Annotated in this window: 15 protein-coding genes and 2 pseudogenes; 12 read left to right on the top strand and 5 right to left on the bottom strand. The window is 71.1% G+C overall.

Annotated features, from left to right (window positions below; genetic code table 11):
* Positions 1-269: 269 nt before the first annotated feature.
* Positions 270-2,738, bottom strand: coding sequence for a membrane dipeptidase (locus WME83_RS34595; protein ID WP_437313969.1), 2,469 nt, complete (start codon positions 2,736-2,738; stop codon positions 270-272).
* Positions 2,739-2,869: 131 nt separating this feature from the next.
* Between WME83_RS34595 and WME83_RS34590 the strand changes: the two genes are divergently transcribed.
* From WME83_RS34590 to WME83_RS34570, 5 genes and pseudogenes are all read left to right on the top strand, one after another.
* Positions 2,870-3,964, top strand: a complete 1,095-nt coding sequence (locus tag WME83_RS34590) for an AraC family transcriptional regulator ligand-binding domain-containing protein (RefSeq protein ID WP_437313968.1) — start codon at positions 2,870-2,872, stop codon at positions 3,962-3,964.
* Between the two features lie 61 nt (positions 3,965-4,025).
* Positions 4,026-4,478, top strand: a pseudogene (locus WME83_RS34585) (MFS transporter); the annotation flags it as partial.
* 303 nt (positions 4,479-4,781) lie between these two features.
* Positions 4,782-5,378, top strand: a complete 597-nt coding sequence (locus tag WME83_RS34580) for a DUF4142 domain-containing protein (protein ID WP_437313967.1) — start codon at positions 4,782-4,784, stop codon at positions 5,376-5,378.
* Between the two features lie 131 nt (positions 5,379-5,509).
* Positions 5,510-5,947, top strand: a pseudogene (locus WME83_RS34575) (AraC family transcriptional regulator ligand-binding domain-containing protein); the annotation flags it as partial.
* A 1-nt stretch (position 5,948) separates the two neighbouring features.
* Entirely contained in the window at positions 5,949-7,568 is a 1,620-nt protein-coding gene (locus WME83_RS34570) for an ABC-F family ATP-binding cassette domain-containing protein (RefSeq protein WP_437313966.1), read from the top strand.
* A 62-nt stretch (positions 7,569-7,630) separates the two neighbouring features.
* Here WME83_RS34570 and WME83_RS34565 read toward each other — a convergent pair whose 3' ends face one another.
* On the bottom strand, positions 7,631-8,305 hold the full coding sequence (locus WME83_RS34565) for an HAD family hydrolase (protein WP_437313965.1): 675 nt from the start codon (positions 8,303-8,305) through the stop codon (positions 7,631-7,633).
* Positions 8,306-8,520: 215 nt separating this feature from the next.
* Between WME83_RS34565 and WME83_RS34560 the strand changes: the two genes are divergently transcribed.
* Positions 8,521-9,390, top strand: coding sequence for a phytanoyl-CoA dioxygenase family protein (locus WME83_RS34560; RefSeq protein ID WP_437313964.1), 870 nt, complete (start codon positions 8,521-8,523; stop codon positions 9,388-9,390).
* Between the two features lie 27 nt (positions 9,391-9,417).
* Here WME83_RS34560 and WME83_RS34555 read toward each other — a convergent pair whose 3' ends face one another.
* Positions 9,418-10,341, bottom strand: a complete 924-nt coding sequence (locus tag WME83_RS34555) for a hypothetical protein (RefSeq protein WP_437313963.1) — start codon at positions 10,339-10,341, stop codon at positions 9,418-9,420.
* A 142-nt stretch (positions 10,342-10,483) separates the two neighbouring features.
* On the opposite strand from WME83_RS34555, the gene WME83_RS34550 reads away from it, so the two are divergent.
* The 4 genes from WME83_RS34550 (at position 10,484) to WME83_RS34535 (ending at position 16,475) form a co-directional block, all read left to right on the top strand.
* The gene (locus WME83_RS34550) at positions 10,484-14,287 is read left to right on the top strand and encodes an RHS repeat-associated core domain-containing protein (RefSeq protein ID WP_437313962.1); all 3,804 of its coding nucleotides are present in this window, start codon (positions 10,484-10,486) and stop codon (positions 14,285-14,287) included.
* Between the two features lie 216 nt (positions 14,288-14,503).
* On the top strand, positions 14,504-15,010 hold the full coding sequence (locus tag WME83_RS34545) for a hypothetical protein (RefSeq protein WP_437313961.1): 507 nt from the start codon (positions 14,504-14,506) through the stop codon (positions 15,008-15,010).
* Between the two features lie 59 nt (positions 15,011-15,069).
* Entirely contained in the window at positions 15,070-15,636 is a 567-nt protein-coding gene (locus tag WME83_RS34540) for a hypothetical protein (RefSeq protein WP_437313960.1), read from the top strand.
* Positions 15,637-15,908: 272 nt separating this feature from the next.
* Positions 15,909-16,475, top strand: coding sequence for a hypothetical protein (locus WME83_RS34535; protein WP_437313959.1), 567 nt, complete (start codon positions 15,909-15,911; stop codon positions 16,473-16,475).
* Positions 16,476-16,556: 81 nt separating this feature from the next.
* Here the strand turns inward: WME83_RS34535 and WME83_RS34530 are convergent, their stop codons facing one another.
* Positions 16,557-17,300: a ferritin-like domain-containing protein gene (locus WME83_RS34530; RefSeq protein WP_437313958.1), complete on the bottom strand. Its 744-nt coding sequence runs from the start codon at positions 17,298-17,300 to the stop codon at positions 16,557-16,559.
* Positions 17,297-18,631, bottom strand: a complete 1,335-nt coding sequence (gene tssC / locus WME83_RS34525) for a type VI secretion system contractile sheath large subunit (protein WP_437313957.1) — start codon at positions 18,629-18,631, stop codon at positions 17,297-17,299. The genes WME83_RS34530 and tssC overlap by 4 nt, the downstream gene beginning before the upstream one ends.
* 157 nt (positions 18,632-18,788) lie before the next feature.
* Here tssC and WME83_RS34520 point away from each other — a divergent pair, with 157 nt between their 5' ends.
* Both WME83_RS34520 and WME83_RS34515 read left to right on the top strand, forming a co-directional pair.
* The gene (locus tag WME83_RS34520; RefSeq protein ID WP_437313956.1) at positions 18,789-19,085 is read left to right on the top strand and encodes a hypothetical protein; all 297 of its coding nucleotides are present in this window, start codon (positions 18,789-18,791) and stop codon (positions 19,083-19,085) included.
* Positions 19,082-19,690 carry a hypothetical protein gene (locus WME83_RS34515; protein ID WP_437313955.1) on the top strand — a complete coding sequence of 203 codons (609 nt, stop codon included), beginning with the start codon at positions 19,082-19,084 and terminating at the stop codon, positions 19,688-19,690. The genes WME83_RS34520 and WME83_RS34515 overlap by 4 nt, the downstream gene beginning before the upstream one ends.
* Positions 19,691-19,709 lie beyond the last annotated feature (19 nt).

Here is a 19,709-nt window from a genome sequence, read left to right as displayed (position 1 = left end):
CCCGAACCTTCTGTCACGAACCACGCTGCTTGGAGGAGATGGGCCAGGGCCGCTCCTCTCCAGTCGCTCGTAGCGCCCCGCCCGCCTGCGCGCTTTTCCGGAGAACGGCGGCTGTTGAGCTCGCTCCGCGCGGGGCGTTGCCTCAGTCCACGCCTCGGCGCCCGCTGACAGGTCAGGCATCCAAGGAGGTCCTCTTCCGACCGATGGGCCTAACGACATGCCTCTGCGACTAGCGGCTGTCCTACGATGAGCTCATGTGCGCTTCCAGGTCAGCGGCAGAAGAGGAACCTGCAGTTCCCGGACTGGCACTGGTTGTCCTTCGTGCACGCCGCGCCTCGGCCGCGCTTGTTGACGCACTCGCCTTCGTTGGTGCCCCAGCCGCAGAACTGGTTCGCGCCGCAGTGCGCGTCGTTCCGGCAGAGGCAGGTCTGGGTGAGGTCGCCGCAACGGTTGCTCGGGCACTCCTCGTTCACCCGGCACCCCTGGCCGATGGCCTTCGATCCGGGCGTGTAGCACCAGCCGGTGCCGGCGATGAGCCCGCCGCAGCGGCCGGACGCGCACTGGCCGTCGCGCGTGCAAGTGGCGTGATCTCCCTTGTCCGGCACGCACTCGTTGTCGCCCCCGAGCCCCGGCGTCTTGAGCGCGCAGTAAGCGACGCTGTCGTCGCAGTCGGCGTCGTCGTTGCAGACGCAGCGGCCCGGGATCGCGTTGCAGGCGACGGCGGTGCACTGGCCGCTCTCGCACTCCTCGTTGAACCTGCAGCTGCCCCCGAGCTCCTGGAAGCCAGGGCAATAGGCGGCGCCGCACTTCGTGGGGTAGGCGAGCTCGCGCTCCTCCGCGGGGACGAACGGCGCGACGCCGCTCTCGTCCATGTCAGCGGCGGGGTCGGCCACGCCGGCGCGCGGGCCCGCCGCGCGCTCCCACATGCGGAGGAAGGACTCGGTCGAGGAACGCAGACCCGTCGTGTCCACGCCGAGGCGGTCCAGGTCGGCCACGAGATCGGGCAGCATCCCCTCGTGGGCGAGGCCCTTGTCGTCGAACTCCGTTCCCAGGGGGCCGGGCCCCTGCTCGCGCTGCTCCCAGGCCTGGCAATCGGCCTCCGCCTGGAACGCCGCCGAACAGGCGCCGTCCTCGCCGAAGCGCGGCCGCGTCTGCTGGATGAAGCCGTTGAGATCGGCCCCGAACGCCATCGGCACCTTGAGGCCGAGCCGCCCGTAGTCGTAGGCCTGGGCGAAGGAGCGCGACGACCCCTGGCAGCTGTTCTCGACCGCGCTGCGGGTGTACTGCTTGGTCTCGTCGTGCGCGGTGCGCAGGCCGAAGATGCCGCCGGTCTGCCGGAGCATCCGGATCACCCGCGCGGGCGTGGATTTCTCGGTCTCGGCCACCTTGGGGCTCATGATCTCCCGGAAGTGACCGTGAGAGATGTACATCGGGTAATAGGCGCGCGCCTGCGCCAGCTCGAAGACGCGGTCGACGCCTCGCTCGGACATGTGGGCGACGTCGATCAGCATGCCTCGGTCCATCATCTCGCCGACGAGCTGCTCGCCGAGCGGCGTGAGCCCGCGCGTGTTGTTGCAATTCGCGTCGACGTCCATGCCCAGGGTGACGCCCGCGAGGGTGGCGCCGCAGTCGGTGTCGATGAAGCAGCTCTCGGTGTACTGCGCGAACTGGAAGATCGGGTTGTGCAGCGCCGCCCCGGCGAAGGCGTTGTCGACCTGGTGCACCGGCTGGAGCGTCCGGACCCCGAGGGCGTGGTATTTGTCGAGCTGCGCGCGCATCCTGGCCGCGTCGACGTCGCGGCCGAACAGGTGGCTGGCCTCGATGGACAGGACCACCGCCAGCTTGCCCGCCCCGATGATCTGCCGGGCGTGCGCCGGCGAGAGCGCGATCTCCATCCAGCCCGCGTTCCGCGCGGCCAGCGCGTGGGTCATCTGGAGCTGGAGGTCGACGTCGGCCATCTCGTCACAGGCCCGCTCGCGGTTCTGCTCCGGCAGGATCGAGCACAGCCAGTCGTAGCTCACCGCCGACATGACGATGAGGCTCAGCCCACGATCGTGGGCCGAGCGCAGCCAGCTCACGTGGCCTTGCTGGTGAGCGATGGTGTCCCAGCGCGGCCAGCCCTCGGAGGAGCGCTTCCGCTGGAGGTGCAGCCCGGTGTCGCCCTGCGTCCCTTCGGTCTTGCCGATCGCCTCCGAGCCGAGGACGCCGCCCCCGATGCCGAGCAGCGCCGACAGCGCGCCGTTGCTGGCGAAGTCCAGCATCGTCGACTGAGGGCAGCTGTCCAGCAGGCTGCTGAGGTCCTGTCGAACGCGGGCGTGGTCGCTCTCGGGCATGCCGCCGTCGCAGTCGTCCAGGGCGCCGGGGCCGTCATGCTTGCCGTGCAGCCACCCGCCGCCGAACGCCTCCTCGGACATCATGTGGAAGTGCAGATCCGCGAACCCGCTCACCGGGGGTGCGCCGGACGCAGCCGGCGCGGCGAGCGAGGCCCACGCGGCGGGCTCGGCCGCCGCCGCGGTCTCGGCGGAGAGGTCGCTCCGCGCAGCGAGGGTGAGCTCGCTCATCGCGTCTTGTCCGCTGTCCGACGGCAGGATCGCGGCGTCACACGCGCAGGCCAGCAGCGCGGCGACGGCCAGCGCCGCGGTCGCGAACGGGCTCGCGCGGCGCCGGCGAGGCGCGACGCCGGCGAGGCCGGGGGAGACGGATGGGCCAAGTGGAGAGAGGTGGTCGAGGCTGGTCATCGCTGTTGCGGCCGGAGGGGTTCGAGTGAGGTTGTCCCCGGCTCGTGCGGGCAGGCAGCGTAGCTACGCTGTCATCGATCGGACGCCGCGACCGATTTACATTTCGCGACACGCTCTCATAATGCGACATCGTGCCAGCCCAAGGTTCGGCGTCCGGTTCGGCGTCCACGGAGTTCCTGCGCGTCCTGATGACGGCCGCGGCGAAGGACGGGCTCGAGGTCGACGACGTGCGGCGCGTGGTGGCCGTGTCCGGCGATCTGCTGGAGAAGCGGGGCGCCCGGGTCCCCATCGCCCTGGTCCGCCGCGCCTGGAGCGGGCTGACGGATCGGGCGGCAGACCCTCTCCTGAGCCTGCGCGCCGCCCGCAAGCTCCCGCCGGGCAGCCTCGACATCCTGGACTACCTCGCGCAGACGAGCACGACCGGCGCCGAGGCGTTCGCGCAGCTCACGCGGTACCTCCCGCTGCTCGCGGACGCCGGGCGCGTCTGGACCGAGGTGGATCGGCGCACCTTCCGGTTCCGCCACGCCGCGCCCGGCGGCCTGCCCTCGCTGGCGGAGCTGCTGCTCGGGCTGATCGTCGAGCGCGCCCGGGCGATGTTCGGGCCGGCGTTCGCGCCGCGCCTCATCCGCTTCGCGCACGCGCCCTCGGCCACGGCGAGCGCGTACGAGGAGGTCCTCGGCGCCCCGGTCCAGTTCGGCGGCGACTTCGACGAGCTCGTCTTCGATCGCGACATCGTCCGGGCGCCGGTCTCCAGCCACGACCCGGCGCTCCGGGGCATCCTCGTGGCGCAGGCGGAGGAGGCGCTCTCCCGCTTGCACATCGACCTCCGGGCCGCATCCTCGCTCGATCGCGAGTTCGTGCCGGCGTTCCGGCACGCCCTCGCGCTGGCGCTCGATGCGGGCGACCCCAGCCTGGTGCGCATCGGCGAGAGCTTCGGGATGAGCGCGCGGACGTTGCAGCGGCGGCTGGCCGCCGTGGGCGTCAGCCACCGCGAGCTCTTGCAGGAGCTGCGGCTGGAACGGGCGCGGCAGGCGCTGGGCGGCGCCCAGCTCAAGGAGGTGTCCCACGAGCTCGGCTACTCGAGCCCCAGCGCCTTCCACCGCGCGTTCAAGCGGTGGACCGGGCTGACCCCTGGCGCCGTGGCCGAGGGCGGCGCCTCGCCGACGGGTGGGGGCGGCCGCAGCGCGCTGCCGGGGGCGGGAGCGGCGCCGTCCGCCGGCGCGTGAGCCGTGGTGTAGGGCCGGGTGGTCCTGGCCCCTCGTGCGTTGTCGCCCGCCCTCGGGAACGGCTCAAGGCGTCGTGCTGACAGGCGGCGTCGTCGCGGCTGTCGCGGGCCCCGTGATCGCCAATTGGAGCAAGGATCTCCTGCCGTCTGTGACGTACGCCGGCTCGTACCTGGTCGTCACGGTGTTCGGCATGCTCTCGCTGGCGTTGCTCGCGTTGACCGACGTGCAGTACGTCTATGCGGCGCTCGCGTGCCTCGGCGTTGGGTGGAATTTCATGTTCGTCGGCGGCAGCACGCTGCTCGCCCACTCGTATCGTCCAGGGGAGCAGGCCAAGGCGCAAGCGGTGAGCGAATTGACGACGTTCGTCTCCTCGGCCTTCGGCTCGCTCTTCGCTGGCCAGGTGCTTGCCCGCTACGGTTGGGGAGCGGTCAACGTGGCGATCCTTCCTCCTCTCGCTCTGGCTGCTCTGGCGACGATGTGGTTCGGGCTGTCGGAGCGCCGAGCGAGACGTTGAGGGCGGATGCCGCTTCCGCTCACGGAGGTTTCGTCGCGCGCCGGGAGCCGTCGCCGAAGAGCGCCGCGGCCGCGCTGCTCTCCGGCCGCATTGCAGCCGACGGCGCCTGCGTCCGGTGGATGACCGCCGCCATGGGCGCCGACAGCGCGCCATGGCGGCTCCGAAGCGGCCCGCCGCTTGCTTGACTCGAGCCGTGGCGCGCTATCGCGCGTGCGCGATGCTGCGCGCTTTCGGCGACGTCCAGCTTTTACGGCTGGTGCCGCGTCCTTTCGACGTTTCATCGGAGCATTGTAGGGGGAATCCATGAACCGCAAGCGATGTGAGCTCTGCCCCGTCGTCCTCTTCGTCGCCGGCTGTGCCCTGTTCGGGCCCGCCGGGTGCAGCACCGAGGACATCGCCGATCTCTCTGGCCGGGACAGGGGCACGCCCGAGCAACAGGGACCGGTGGTCGTGTCGGACGCGGAGATCGCGGCTGTCGTATCGGCTGTCAACGCGAGCGAGATCCATCGAGCCCAGGTCGCCTTGCAGAGCGCCCAGCTCCCGGCAGTGCTCGATTTCGCGAGGTCCATGTTGCGCATGCACACCGAGGCGGAGCAGCGCCAGTCCGTCTTCTTCGCGCAGCTCGGGGTCTCGCCTCGACAGAACCCGGTAAGCGCGGCGCTCGTGGCCGACGCCACCGCCTTCACGGTCTCCTACAGCGCATCGGACGGCTCCTTCGACCGGAAGTACATCCTCACGGAGATCAAGGCGCACTCGAGCGGGCTCTCGCTGATCGACGAGCAGCTCCTGCCCCGCGCGCAGAGCCCGGAGGTCAGGGCGGAGCTCGAGATGTTCCGCGACACGGTGGTGGCTGCGCACCTCGCGAGCGCCGAGCGGGTCCTCCAGTCCATGGGAGGGTGAGGCGCTCTCCGGCGCTCCCTGGACGCCGGTGACGTCGGCCTGCGCGCCGGTGACGTCGGCCCCCTCGTGCCACCAGCCCAAGCAGCCGACCGGTCGCCTCGTGGACGCCCGGGGGCCACCAGGCGTTCGCGCAGCTCACGCGGTACCTCCCGCTGCTCGCGGACGCCGGGCGCGTCTGGACCGAGGTGGCTCGGCGCACCTTCCGGTTCCGCCACGCTGCGCCCGGCGGCCTGCCGTCGCTGGCGGAGCTGCTGCTCGGGCTGATCGTCGGGCGCGCCCGGACGACGTTCGGGCCGGCGTTCGCGCCGCGCCTCATCCGCTTCGCGCACGCGTCCTCGTGCGCGGCGAGCGCGTACGAGGAGGTCCTGGGCGCCCCGGCCGGCGCAGCGACCACGGCCGACGCCGGCGCGCCGCCCCGGGCCAGGCGGCGGGGCACGCGCTGCCGGGGGCGGGGGAGCCGCCGGCGCGGCTCTCGGCCGCGCGGCGCTCGGCGTGACCGGCCGGCGCGGGCGCGCCGCGTGAATTCACCGGAAGCGCAGGCGCCCACGTGCTATCCCCGGCGCCGCTGAGATGATCACGCTCGAAAAGCTCACCAAGCGGTACGGTCCAAAAATTCTCTTCGAGAACGTGTCGATGCGCTTCGACCCCGGCAAGCGGTACGTGCTCGTCGGCGCGAACGGCGCGGGGAAATCGACGCTCCTCAAGGTCATCTCCGGCGAGGAGGAGTCGGATCAGGGCACCGTCGAGATCCCGAAGCAGCTCCGGGTCGGCGTGCTCAAGCAGGACCATTTCGCCTACGAGTCCAGCCGCATCATCGACACGGTCCTGATGGGGAACCGGGCCCTCTGGGACGCGATGCAAGAGCGCGATCGGCTGTACGAGGTCGAGATGACCGACGAGGTCGGCATGCGGCTGGCCGAGCTCGAGGGCACGATCGGCGAGGAGGACGGCTACACCGCCGAGGCGCGCGCCGCCGAGATCCTCGAGGGGCTCGGGATCGCGACCGCGCGGCACACGAGCACGGTGAGCACGCTCGCGGGCGGGTACAAGCTCCGCGTCCTCATCGCCCAGACGCTCTTCGCGGGCGCCGACGTCCTGCTCCTCGACGAGCCGACGAACCACCTCGATCTCGACTCGATCCGCTGGCTCGAGTCGTACCTCACCGACACCTTCCGCGGCACGCTGCTCGTCGTCAGCCACGACCGGCATTTCATGAACGCGATCGCGACGCACGTCGCCGACGTCGACTACCAGACGGTCACGCTGTACACGGGCGACTACGACGACTTCATCGAGCAGAAGACGACGGGCAAGCGCCAGTCGGACGCCGACGCCGCGCAGAAGAAGAAGAAGATCGCCGAGCTCAAGGACTTCGTGGCCCGCTTCGGCGCGAGCGCGAGCCGGTCGAGCCAGGCGCAGTCGCGCGTGAAGGAGATCGAGAAGCTCGAGGCGGGCATCCAGGTGCGCCGCTCGAGCGTCGTGCGGCCGTACATCAAGTTCGAGATCGAGAAGCCGTCCGGCCGCGACGTGCTGCGCGTCGAGGGCCTCGCCAAGAGCTTCGGCGACCTGCGCGTGATCCAGAAGCTCGACTTCAACCTGAACCGGGGCGACAAGCTCGCCGTTATCGGCCCGAGCGGCATCGGCAAGTCGACGCTGCTCAAGCTCCTCGTCGGCGAGCTCACGCCCGACGCCGGGAAGGTCACGTGGGGCCACGACACGAACGTGGGCTACTTCGCGCAGGACCACCACGAGGCGATCGAGCCGGGGTTCACGGCCTACGACTGGCTGTACCGGTTCGATCCGAGCGCGCCCAAGGAGCACGTCCGGTCGGTGCTCGGCAAGCTGCTGTTCAGCGGCGAGGCCGGGCTCAAGAAGACGGAGAACCTCTCCGGCGGCGAGGCGGCGCGCCTGTTCCTCGCGAAGCTCATCCTGGTGAAGAACAACGTCGTGGTGCTCGACGAGCCGACGAACCACCTCGACGTCGAGAGCATCGACGCGCTCCTCCAGGCGCTCATCGAGTACAAGGGGACGGTGATCGTGACGAGCCACGACCGGCATTTCGTGGGCAAGCTCGGCACCCGCGTGCTCGAGCTGTCGTCCCGGGGCCCGCAGCTCTTCAACGGCACGTACGACGAGTACCTCGAGGGGCCGGGGAACCCGAGCACCTACCAGGGCGCCAAGGCGTCGTAGCCAGGGCGCCGTCGCGCCGCGCCCGGCGGGGGCGCGGCGCCTCGGGCCCCGTCAGGACCGGTTCAGAGCAGCGTGAGGAGCTCGCCGAGCGCGCCGATCGCCGTGTGGGCGACCTCCGGGGCCGGGAAGTGCGGCGTGCGCAGCCAGACGGCCTTCAGCCCGGCGTCGTGGGCGCCCCTCACATCCTTGACCGGGTGGTCTCCGACGTAGCACGCCTCGTGCGCGCGCAGGCCGAGCCGCTCGACCGCTCGGCGGAAGAGCGCCGGGTCCGGCTTCCGGAGCTGCTCCCGCTCGGAGATGAGCACCGCGTCCACGGCGTCGAGGACGCCGAGGGAGCGCAGCTTGCCCTCCTGCACGCTCACCCTGCCGTTGGTCACGATCCCGAGCCGATGGCCGCGGCCGCGCAGCGCGGCGAGCGTAGAGTGGGCCCCGGGCAGCGCCGGCGCCACCCTGGCGTAGGCCTCCCAGAAGTGCGCCGTGAGGGCCGCGGCGAGCGCCTCGGGCAACCCGAGCTCCCGGACGACGCGCGGGTAGACCTCTGCCTTGTCGCCGTAGCCGTGCGCGTCGAGCTCCAGCACGCGCCGGACGAACCGCTCCTGCGGCACCCCGGCGAGCTCACCCGAGAACGCCTCGTACTGTCCCGTCACGACGTCGCGCACGGCGGTCTCGCGGTCGAACAGCGTCCCGTCGAGATCGAAGAGGACGGCCTTGATGTCCTGGAGAGGGGATGAGGTCAACGGCGAGCTCCCGGGCGACGACCGCGGAGAATCGCCGATCGGCGCCGGAGCAGCAACGCGCGCCCGGCCGCTCCTCCGCCCGGCGGCGGAGCCAGCCGGAGATCCGCGTCGGGCGCTCCGCGCGTCGCCGGGCGGTCCGCGCGGGCCCGGCCCCGCGACCCCGGCCGTCCGGGCGCCGGCCTGCGCCCCGCCGGCGCTCTGGTACGGTTCTGGGCATGTTCTCCGCCAGGCCTCCCGGGCTCACCGCCGACGAGCGCGCCCGCTTCGATCGCGACGGCTTCCTGGTCATCGAGGGCTTCGTGCTCCCGGCGCAGTGCGACGCCCTGCGGTCGCGCGCGGCCGAGCTCGTCGAGGGCTTCGATCCCACGGAGATCTCCATCTTCTCGACCCGGGATCAGGCGCGCTCGACCGACGCCTACTTCCTCGGCTCCGGCGATCGGATCCGGTTCTTCTTCGAGGAGGAGGCGTTCCTGCCCGACGGCTCGCTGCGGCAGGCGAAGGCCTGCTCGATCAACAAGATCGGCCACGCGCTCCACGATCTCGATCCGGTCTTCGCGCGCTTCTCGCGGGGGCCGGCCCTCGCGTCGGTGGTCTCGGATCTCGCGTTCGCGCGCCCGCTGCTCCTGCAATCGATGTACATCTTCAAGAACCCGTTCATCGGCGGCGACGTCGCCTGCCACCAGGACGCGACGTTCCTCTACACGGACCCGCTCAGCGTGGTCGGGCTCTGGTTCGCGCTGGAGGACGCGACCGTGCACAACGGCTGCATGTGGGCCCTGCCCGGCGGTCACCGGGGCCCGTTGCGCAGGCGCTTCGTGCGCGACGGCGATGCCACGAGGATGCTCGCGCTGGACGACACCCCGTTCCCGGCGGTCGCCCCGCGCGCTCCCTACGTGCCGATCGAGGCGCCCAAGGGCACGATGGTCCTGCTCCACGGGCTCTTGCCGCACTGGAGCGGCGCCAACCGATCCGAGCGCTCCCGCCACGCCTATGCGCTCCACGTGGTGGACGGCGCGTGCCGCTACCCCGAGGACAACTGGCTGCGCCGCGCGCCCGACCTGCCGGCGCGGGGGTTCGAGGCGTAGCGCCGCGGGCGTGGCGCGCGGGTCGGCTCAGCGCGCCCTGTAGTAGGCCCGGTAATGAGCGACGAGCTGCTGCCAGCGCGCCTCGAGGGCGGGGTCGCTGCGCATCCGGAGCTGCCACGCGGTGTCGGTGGCCTGCCACGCGGACACGTCGCGGAGGCCGTAGCGGGGGTAGAGGGCCGCGGCGCTCCGCGGGAGCAGCGAGAGCTCGGCGCACAGCGCGGCGTAGTGCTCCAGCGAGAGGGCGGGCGCGGTGCGGGCAGCGATGGGCTCGGTCGGCGGTGTCGCGGCTGCGGGGCGCTTCTCCGGGGCCGGGGTGAAGGGCAGGGAGGCGACGAGCGCGGGCATGTCAGCGAGCGGCGCGGTGCCGGCCGCGATGGGCTCGGCCGGCGGTGTGGCCGGCGCGGGGCGCTTCTCCGGGGCCGGGGTGAAGGGCAGGGAGGCGACGAGCGCGGGCATGTCAGCGAGCGGCGCGGTGCCGGTGAGCCCGGGCGGCGCCGGGCGCCGCGGCGCTGGGCCGGCCGCCGACGGCGCGGCCGGGGCTGGGCCACGCGGCGCGCTGGACAGGAAGGGCAGGGCCGCGACGAGCGCAGGCATGTCGGGGAGCGGGGCCGTGCCGGCGGACGCGGGCGGCGCCGACCGACGCGGCGCCGGTGCCGCCTTCGTCGGGGCCGGCGCTGGACCGGGCAGTGGGCTCGCCGCCGTCGCGCTCGCGGGCGGCGAGGCTGCGAGGATCGCGCGCTGGTGCTCGAGGAAGGCCTGCGTGTACCGGTTGGTCAGCTCGAAGCTGCCGTGCTCGAGCTCCGCCCCCATCCGCTCGAGCCAATCGCGCTGCGCGGCCGTCCACTCGTCCGCCGTGAGCCCGGCGCGCGCGAGCACCTCGTCGCGGAGCGTTCCGGCCTCCATCTGCGCGCGCATCTCCGCGTAGCGCTCCAGCGAAAGCGCCGTACCCATCGCGTGCATCCTAGCCTGAAGCGTCGCTCCTCTGCTGCGCCGCCTCGAGGCGTTGCGCCGCGCCGCGGGGAAGCGATACGTTCGCGTCGTTTGTCGCCGCGATCTCGCGGCCGAATCACCTGCCCGGAGAGCACGCTGAGCCATGTCGACCGCACCGGCGCCTGATGCCTCTGCTCCCCCCGGGATGTGCCCTGGGGTCGCCGTGCTGGGAGGCGGCGGTGGGTCCGGTGACGGCGGCGGCGGCGGCAGCGGCGGCGATGGCGGCAGCGGCGGTGGGGGGAGCGGGAGCGGCAAGGGCGGGGGCGGCGATCAGAAGAACGCCCCCTCCGGGGCGGGGAGGCAGAGGTCCGAAGGGGAGCCGGTCGATGTCGTCACCGGGCGGGTGTACACCGTGCCGCGGGCCGATCTGGCGCTGCCCGGCCCGCTCCCGTTCTCCTTCGTCCGCCGATACTCCTCGGCGATGGCCGAGCGCGACGTCGGCCTCGGCCACGGCTGGGCGCACAGCCTCGGCTGGCGTGTCACCGTCGCCCGGCGCGCGATCCGGGTCTGGACCGACGAGGGCATCTCGGTCGATTTTCCGGCGCTGGCCGAGGGCGGCGAGGCGATCGGGCCCTGGGGCTGGCTGCTGCGGCGCGAGCGCGGCGGCTACCGCCTCGACAGGGGCGACGGCCTGCTCCACGCCTTTGCGCTGCCGCTCGCCGGCGAGCGGGAGTGGCTGCTCACGGCGATCGAGGATCGCTCCGGGAACCGGATCGAGATCTCCTACGACGGATCGCGGCTCGCGGAGGTGCGGGACAGCGCCGGCCGGCGCGTCCGCTTCGCGCCGAGCCCCGAGGGGCGGATCGCCTCCATCAGCGTCTACAACGCCGCCGCCCAGGGGCGCTGGGTCCGCTTCGCGCGTTACGAGCACGACGACCTCGGCCGCCTCGTCGCCGCGGCCGACGCCGAGGGCTTCACCTCGCGTTATGCGTACGACGAGCGCAACCTGCTCACGGAGCACACCGATCGCGCCGGGCTCACGTTCCACTACCGCTACGACGCCGAGCGGCGCTGCGTCGAGACCTGGGGCGATCGCGACGGCGGGCCGGATCCCGGCCTCGCCGACGGGCTGCCGCCGCTGCTCGCCGACGGCGCGACGCGCGCGAGAGGCATCTATCATTGCCGCTTCGCCTACCTGCCGGACGGCTACCGCGAGGTCGCCAACTCCCGGCAGGTGAAGCGCTTCTTCGGCAACCGGCACGGCCTGCTCGACCTCGAGGTGGACGGCGGGCACGCCGTGTCGGCGACCTACGACGACGCCGGGCACCTGCTCTCGGAGACGGATCCGCTCCAGGCCACCACGCGCTACGAGCGCGACGCGCGGGGCCGGCTGCTCTCGCAGACCGATCCGCTCGGCCGCGCCGTGCGCTACGAGCGCGACGCGCGGGGCGACGTCGTTCGCGTGATCGATCCCGCGGGGCTCGCGACGGCGATCGAGCGCGACGCCTCCGGCCTGCCGGTGCGGACGACGGATCCGACCGGCGCGGTGCGGCGCTTCGCGTACGACGCGCGCGGCCAGATGATCGAGGCCGAGGACGCGACCGGCCGTGCCGTGCGCATCGGGTACGACGCCCACGGCAACGTGGTCTCGCTCCTCGATCGGCGCGGCGGGAGGTGGCAGTGGACCTACGATTTCTTCGGCCGGACGCTGTCGATGACCGATCCGACGGGCGCGGTGAGCCGCTTCGATCACTCGCCGCGCGGGGATCTCGTGGCGACCACGGATCCGGCGGGCGCCACGGCGCGGTATGCCCACGACGGGGAGGGCCGGCTCGTCTCGGTCGCCGACCGCGCGGGGCGCACGTCGCGCATCGCATGGTGCGGGTACGGCTGGCTCCACGAGGTCGCGGACGCGACCGGCCGGACCGCGCGGATGCGCTACGGGCGCGAGGGGGAGGTGCTGGAGGTCGAGAACGCGCGCGGCGAGCGGCACGTGTTCGAGTACGACGCCGCCCTGCGCCGGGTGAAGGAGCGGACCTTCGACGGGCGCGTGCTGCGCTACCGTTACGATCCGGCCGGGCAGCAGACGCGGGTCGAGCCGGGGGTCGGCGCGCCGATCGGCTTCGTCTACGATCTCGCCGGGCAGCTCGTGGCCCGCGAGGTCGAGGGCAAGCGCGAGGTGTACGCGTACGACGTGCGCGGCTTCCTCGAGTCGGTGGCGGGGCCGGATGGGACGGTGGCGTTCGAGCGGGACGCGATGGGGCGCATCGTGCGCGAGACGCAGCGGGGCCCGGGCGGGCCCGCGTTCACGGTCGAGGTGGGGCACGACGCCGAGGGGCGCACCGTCGGGCGAAGGACGTCGCTCGGCCACACGCTGTCGTGGGAGCCGGCGCCGGACGGCCGCGCCGCCCGGGTGACGCTCGACGGCCGGCACGTGGTGCGCCGGCACTTCGATCCGGTCGGCCGGGAGATCGCGCGCGTGCTGCCGGGCGGCGGGGAGGTGCACAGCGCCTTCGACGCCGCCGGGCGCCTCTCGCGCCGCGTCGTGCGCCGTGCCGCGGCGGACCCGGCGATCGGCGCCGGCGGTCCCGGCTGGGTGGGCCCGCGCCCGGCGGGGACGGTCGTGGACGCGCGTTACAGTTATGATCCGACGGGGCGCCTCGAGGCCGTCGAGGATCTCGCGCGCGGTCGCACCGCGTACCGCCGCGATCCGGCCGGGCGGCTGCTGGAGGTCATCGCGGAGGCGGGGCTATCCGAGGTCTTCGCCTTCGATCCGACCGGGAACCTCGTCGATGCGGGCCCGCTGGCGCCGGCGCGCGAGCATGGGCCTGGCGACCGGCTGATCCGGAGAGGCGAGGTGGCGTACCGCTACGACGCGCTGGGGCGGCTCGTGGAGAAGCGCGAGGGGGGAGCGCGGATCACGCGCTACGCGTGGGACGGGCGCGGGCTCCTGCGCCGCGTGGAGACGCCGGACGGGCGCCGGGTGGAGTTCTCGTACGACGCCTTCGCGCGGCGGATCGAGAAGCGCGTCTCGACGCTGGACGGCGCGGGGGGGCGGCTGGTGTCGCGCACGCGGTTCTACTGGGATCGGCACGTGCCGGTGCACGAGGTGCGCACGCGCGAGGGCGAAGCGGTCATCGAGGAGCGGACGTATGTGTTCGACGGCGGGAGCGCGGTCCCGCTCGCCCACTGCGAGACCCGCCGGGCGAGCGGCGACGTGGCGTCGCGCTGGTACCACTACGTGAACGACCCCCTGGGGACGCCGGAGCGGCTGCTGGACGAGCGCGGCGACATCGCCGGGGAGCTGCGGCTGTCGGCGTGGGGGAAGCGGATCGAGGGGAGCGGAGAGGGGGGCGTCACGACGCCGATCCGCTTCCTCGGGCAGTACGCGGACGAGGAGACGGGGCTCGTCTACAACCGGCACCGGTACTACGACCCGGAGGTGGGGAGGTTCATCAGCCCGGATCCGATCGGGCTGGAAGGGGGGGTGAACCTCTATGCGCGAGGGGGGGATCCGACGGCGGAGGCCGATGTTTATGGCAAGACATACTTCCCGGGGGTCGAGGTAGTCTTTAACGAACCCATCAGCCCGGCCGAGCGCAAGGCGATGCGCGACGCGGCTCGAGCGAGGTTCGAGGCGGATCCGGTGCTCAAGGCGAGACAGCAGATGATCCCGACCTCCAGGAACGCCCTGCGGTGCCAACATGTCGCCGACGATGCGCATAAGCTGGGCGCCGGCTCCGTCATATCTCTTTATGGGCCATCGGATAAGTGGCACAATCAAGAGGATCTACGCACCGTCGATTTGACTACAGGAAAATCCAAGGAGTGGGGCGATCATTTTGTCAACGAGGACCCCGACGGACGGATCGTCGACTACGATCAGGGAATGGTATGGGAAAGCCGCCAGCAAATGGTTGTGGGAATGTTTGAGAACAAGGAGGTGATCTGGGCTAAGCCGATTTAGTTGAATCGACTATTGGAGGCGAGCTTGGTTCATGGGTTCCGCACGAGACATGGGCCAGCTCTGGGCCCGCTCCTCCGGGTAGTCATTAAAGGAGCAGATGTTATGCTTGCATCCGTCCCGCCGCGTATGTCTATCGAGGTGGTGTATTATAAGGCTAATTGGAATACTCCCAAATCGCTTCTCAGGTATCTTTGCTCGCTGGGCAGTGATGGCGCCGTGGACGACGAGGGAACGCCGACGGAGGGGCATGTGCTTTGGACGTATGGCGACGCCCTGTACTTTCTCCACTTGTTTTCCGTCTGGGAGCGCAGCGCCGCGTGGAACGTCGCCATCGAGAATCTGGTGGCCGACGAGGCTGCCAGGGCTGCTGAAGACCACGGCCGCACCGACTTCGCCTTCGCCAACGAGCTTGCCGCGCTGAAACGCGCTCAGGCTGTCGTCTTCCTGGCCACGAATGCGGAGCACTGCTTCGGGCGCATGCGGCACTTCGTCAAGATGCTCCGCGCCGACCTTGTGGCCGCTGGGCGGGACCCCGATAGCGTTCCGGTGGTGTTCCAGATCAATCATTGGGGCCCCCCCATCATGCCGATGTCGGACCTGCTTCAGGTGCTCACCTGGCCCCGCTGCGATCACGTGCAGGCCTTCTCCGAGGATCACCGGGGCGCGAAGGAGGCGCTCGACCGCGCCATCGCGCTGTACGAAGAGATGAGAGCTGGGGCATGAAACCAAGTAGCCTCCTCTCCCGGCACTCGCACTTGGATGTGGCCTACTACAAGGCCACGATGAGCGCCCCCGACGCACATCTCCGGCTCCTTTGCTCACTGGGTCGTGATGGCGTAGTGGCCGACGGCTCAGTGCCGTATGAGGGCCGTGTGCTCTGGCCGCACGGCGATATCGTGTACTCCCTCCACCTGTTCTTCGTCTGGATGCGCGGTACCTGGCCGGCCCCAACCATCGCGGAATGGGCTGCCCAGGAGGCCGCCGAGGGGCACGGCAGCACCTACTTCGCCCAGCAGCTCGCTGCGCTAAAACGTGCGAATGCCATCGTCTTTGTGACAGACAATCAGACGTACCGCTTCAAACGGAATCGATTGTTTCTCCTGAGGCTCCGCGCTGATCTCGTCTCGGTAGGGCGGGACCCCGATGCCGTCCCGGTGTTGTTCTTGATCGACTGTTATCTTCGAGAAGACATCGAGAAGACGCCGGCGTCCGACATTATTCAGGTGCTCACCTGGTCTCGATGCGAACACGTGCAGGTCTTTCCCGAGGAGAAGCGCAGCGACAAGGAGGCGCTTGACCGCGCCATCGCGCTTTACGAAGAGATGAGGGCCGAACATGAAGCCAAGTAACCTCCTCTGCCGGCAGCTCGCCGCCCGCGCGGCCGCCAAGGGAACAGTACGGGCACGCCCAAGCTGTGGGAAGCACACTGGGTGCACCAGGACCGCGCTGGGAGGCTAGTCGATTACGATCACGGAATTATCTTCGATAGTTGCCAGCAGCACGCGACGGCGATGTTCGAGAATCGACAGGTCAGCTATCACATCGAAGTCGATCCCAGGAGAGATTGGTGACTCCTCTCCCGCCATGCCCGCACTTGGATGTATTCTACTACAAGACCACGATGAGCGCCCCCGACGGGCTTCTCCGGCACCTCTGCGCACAGGGGCGTGACGGTATCGTGGGCGACGACTCAGTGCCGTACGAAGGCCGCGTGCTCTGGGAGCGCGGCGACGTCCTGTACTCTCTCCACTTGTTCTTCGCCCGGCTGCGCGGTACGTGGCCGGTCCCGACCATGGCGGAAGACGCGGCCCAAGAGGCCGCCGAGGGCCACGGTAGCACCTTCTTCGCCCAGAGGTTCGCTGCGCTGAAACGTGCCCAGGTCGTCGTCTTCGTGACCGACAATCAGGCCTACCGCTTCAGGCGTAACCGGCCGTTCCTCCTGAGGCTGCGCGCCGACCTCATCTCCGCAGGGCGGGACCCAGACTCCGTCCCGGTGCTGTTCCAGATCGACTGTTATCGCCTGGAAGACGTCGACAGGACGCCTGCGTCCGAGATCATTCAGGTGCTCACGTGGCCCCGCTGCGATCACGCGCAGGCCTTCCCCGAGGAGAAGCGCGGCGCGAAGGAAGCGCTCGACCGCGCCATCGCGCTGTACGAAGAGATGAGGGCCGAAGATAAAGCCAAGTAACCACCTCTTCCGGCAGCTCGCCGCCCGCGCGGCCGTCGAGGGCGGCCGCGCGCCGCTCGCCGTCGCGGCCTGTAACCGGCATCACCCGACGCCCGGCCACTCCTCGAGATCGCCCGGACCGAGCTTCGCGCCGAGCTCTCGCCCCGGGCCGCCCACGGCCCGCGCGACCGCCTGCTCGTACAAGTGCCGCCGCTCCTCCGGCAGGCGGGCGCAGAGGCGCGCCTTGACCGTCGCGAGCTCGCTCTCCGGGTACGAGCGCTCGATCAGCGCCACGAGCGACCGCCCGGCGGCGGCGTGGCGCACCTCGTCGCGCAGCAGCGACTCGAAGGTCCGCCGGATCGAGGGCTCCCCGGCTGCGCGCACGTAGGCGTGCAGCGTCATCACCGATGCTTCTTCGACGACCACGAGCTCGCGGGCGGCGATCTCGAGCGCCCTGGCCGCGGGAGGCTCGTCGGTGCGGAGCATCCGCTGCCCTCCGAGATCGAGGTGGAGCGACTCCCATCCTCCAAGCCAACCGACGACCTCTGCGCACAGACGGGTGTGGCGCAGCTCGTCTCCGATGATCCGGTGGACGGCCGCGAGCGCTGGGTACGGCGCCTCCGCCTCGACGAGGGCCGAGAGGAGCTCGGTGTAGATCACCACCCCGCGGTACTCGCCCATGACACGGTGACTCCAAGCGAGCTGGGCGTGCTCGATGTCCTCCGCGGTGAAGCGATCGAGATCGGGCCTCGCTCCGGGCGCGTCCCCGACGCCGATCGAGGCCTGTGCGTCGAGATCGCGCGCGAAGCGGGCGAGGATCGGATCGTCCGTAGCGAGCTCGATCATCTCTTCTCGATCCGATTGTGCACGCCCAGGGTGAAGAAGGCGCCCATGTACTTGAAGTGGGGTCGGAGCTGAATTTCGAGCCTGTACCAGTCGCTCTCGTGCTCGGTGTTCAGGATGCGCACCTTCACCTTGCGCAGGGGTTTCCGGCCGCGCGACGCCGCGGTCACCACGTTCCGATCCGCAACGTACTGAGCCAGCCAGTCGTTCAGCTCCTTCTCGGCCTCCTCCGGCGTCTCGAAGGCATGCTGGTAGGAACGATAGATGACCTTGAGGTAATGGACGACGCGGGCGACGATGAAGAAATAGGGGAGGTGGCTCCCGAGCATGTAGTTCATCTCGGCGGCCCTGGCTTCCTCGGTGTCGCCGAAGGATCGGGGCGCACGCAGGGAGCTCGCCGAGAAGAAGCACGCTTGCCCAGGAGCGACCGCCACGAGCGGGATCAGCCCGCGCTCGGCGATCGCGGCCTCCTGGGGGAAGGACAGCGCTACCTCGGTTGGGGCTTCGATCACGCCCTCGCGCTCGGGCTGCGGCAGCCCCTCGATCAGCCCGCCGCCGCCGGGGCCGATGATGTTGGGACACCACCGGTAACGCGCGAAGCTGTCGGTGAGCCGCGTGGCGAAGGCGAAGATCGCGTTGCCCCAGCAGTAGCTCTCGTGGTCTTCGGTGCTCTCCTCGTACGCGAAGCTCGCCTCTGTGCGCTCGCCGCGCCCGAACGGCGCGCGCAGCAGGAAGCGGGGCAGAACCAGCCCGAGCGCGCGTGCGCCCTCCTCTTCTTCGCGCAGCCGCCGCAACACGTCGGGCTCTCGGCCACCGTCCGTGGCGCCGAGCGCGCGATAACCCTCTATCCCGAGGAGACGCGGCGAGGCCGCCGCCACGAAGGGCGCCTGCGCGAGCAGCGCCACCGTCGCGCATCGCTGGAGCAGGGCCATTTCCTCCGGCTCCGGGCCGAACTCGAAATTCGCGAGGATCGCTCCATAGGGCTCGTGCCCGCTCCCGATCGCGCGCGCGTAGACGATCGCGTGCAGCCCGCCCTTGTCGGCCGGGCCTGTGGCATCGAAATCGAGCCGCAGGTCCTCCTTGGAGCAGTTGAGCAGGTCGATACGGATGTTCTCGTCGAAGAGCGTCCTCTCGACGACGAACCAGAGCCCGCGCCAGGCCCGCTCGAGCCGTTGAAAGGTCGGGTCGTGGAGGATCAAGTCCACCTGCGCCGCGATACGCCGGTCGATGCCTGCGATCACGTCGTCGAGCCTCTCCGGGAGCAGCTGGAGGATCCGATCGTCGTCGATGGGGCGATGAGGCATCGTGGTCATGGTGAACGAGTAGAGCCGCATCCGTCGCGATCCGCAACTCCACGATCCCACATCCGACATCGTCCCGGCGCTCAGCTGGGCGCGCTCCGATCGCCTCGAAGCCTTTCCTGGAGAGGAGCGCTGCACGAAGGGAGCGCTTGACCGCGCCATCGCGCTTTACGAAGAATGATGGCCGAACATGAAGCCAAATAACCTCCTCTGCCGGCAGCTCGCCGCCCGCGCGGCCGCCGAGGGCGGCGGCGCGCCGCTCGTCCTCGTGGCCTGCGGACCCGACGGCGCGCCCGAGCCGCTCCGCACCTGGGACGACGCCACGGGCGAGCCGGTGTCCTGGGGCGTCCACTGCGTCAACGAGGAGCCCGGCGGGCGCATCGTCGACTACGCCCAGGGCCTCGTCTTCGACGACCGGCGGCAGCTCGTCGCCGCGCTGTTCGAGAACGCGCGCGTGCTCGTCGAGCAGGAGGATCTCGACTGGTGAGCTCCCCCGCCCAGCCGCACCCGCTCCACGTCGCCTACTACACAGGCCCCGCCGGGAGCCCCTACCGGCTCCTCCGGCACCTCGCCGCCCTCGCCCGCTCGGCCTCGATCGAGGCCGGCCCGACCCCGGCGCGGGCCGAGCTGCTCTGGCCGCGCGGCGCCGCCGTGCTCCCGCTGCACCTCTCGCTGATCGTGACGCGCGGGGTCGCCTGGCACGCGCCCATCGACGCCCTCGCGGCCGAGAGCGACGAGGTGCGCGGCGAGCTCGACGCCCTGAGGCGCGCGCAGGTCGTCGTGCTTCCGATCGACGGCCGAGCGCGCCGGCTCGCCCTCGGCGTGCACCGCGCGGCCACGCTGCGCGCCGACCTGATCGCGGCGGGACGACCGCCCGAGCAGGTGCCGGTGCTCTTCCAGGTGCACCGCTACGCCGACCCGAACGAGCCGCCGGCGGCGCTCCCGGACATCGCGCGCGCGCTGGCGTGGCCTCGGTGGGATCACGTGGAGGCGTTCCCTCGGGAGAAGCGCGGGGCGCGGGAGGCGCTCGATCGCGCCATCGCCCTGCACGAGGAGAGCCGCGGCGCCTCGGCCCGCGGCGACGCTCGCTGACCGCTCCGTCGATGACGCT

The sequence above is a fragment of the Sorangium sp. So ce385 genome (genome assembly GCF_051474135.1).
In the GTDB taxonomy this organism is placed as follows: domain Bacteria; phylum Myxococcota_A; class Polyangia; order Polyangiales; family Polyangiaceae; genus Sorangium; species Sorangium cellulosum_D.
The sequence above is the reverse complement of the archived record's forward strand: the minus strand, read 5'-3'. Positions and strand labels throughout refer to the sequence as shown.

Excerpts from the sequence above, each read along its gene's own strand:
- WME83_RS34595 (WP_437313969.1), bottom strand. The coding sequence starts at position 2,738 with ATGACCAGCCTCGACCACCTCTCTCCACTTGGCCCATCCGTCTCCCCC.
- WME83_RS34580 (WP_437313967.1), top strand. The coding sequence starts at position 4,782 with ATGAACCGCAAGCGATGTGAGCTCTGCCCCGTCGTCCTCTTCGTCGCC.
- WME83_RS34570 (WP_437313966.1), top strand. The coding sequence starts at position 5,949 with ATGATCACGCTCGAAAAGCTCACCAAGCGGTACGGTCCAAAAATTCTC.
- WME83_RS34560 (WP_437313964.1), top strand. The coding sequence starts at position 8,521 with ATGTTCTCCGCCAGGCCTCCCGGGCTCACCGCCGACGAGCGCGCCCGC.
- WME83_RS34555 (WP_437313963.1), bottom strand. The coding sequence starts at position 10,341 with ATGGGTACGGCGCTTTCGCTGGAGCGCTACGCGGAGATGCGCGCGCAG.
- WME83_RS34550 (WP_437313962.1), top strand. The coding sequence starts at position 10,484 with ATGTCGACCGCACCGGCGCCTGATGCCTCTGCTCCCCCCGGGATGTGC.
- WME83_RS34540 (WP_437313960.1), top strand. The coding sequence starts at position 15,070 with ATGAGCGCCCCCGACGCACATCTCCGGCTCCTTTGCTCACTGGGTCGT.
- WME83_RS34535 (WP_437313959.1), top strand. The coding sequence starts at position 15,909 with ATGAGCGCCCCCGACGGGCTTCTCCGGCACCTCTGCGCACAGGGGCGT.
- WME83_RS34530 (WP_437313958.1), bottom strand. The coding sequence starts at position 17,300 with ATGATCGAGCTCGCTACGGACGATCCGATCCTCGCCCGCTTCGCGCGC.
- tssC (WP_437313957.1), bottom strand. The coding sequence starts at position 18,631 with ATGCGGCTCTACTCGTTCACCATGACCACGATGCCTCATCGCCCCATC.
- WME83_RS34520 (WP_437313956.1), top strand. The coding sequence starts at position 18,789 with ATGAAGCCAAATAACCTCCTCTGCCGGCAGCTCGCCGCCCGCGCGGCC.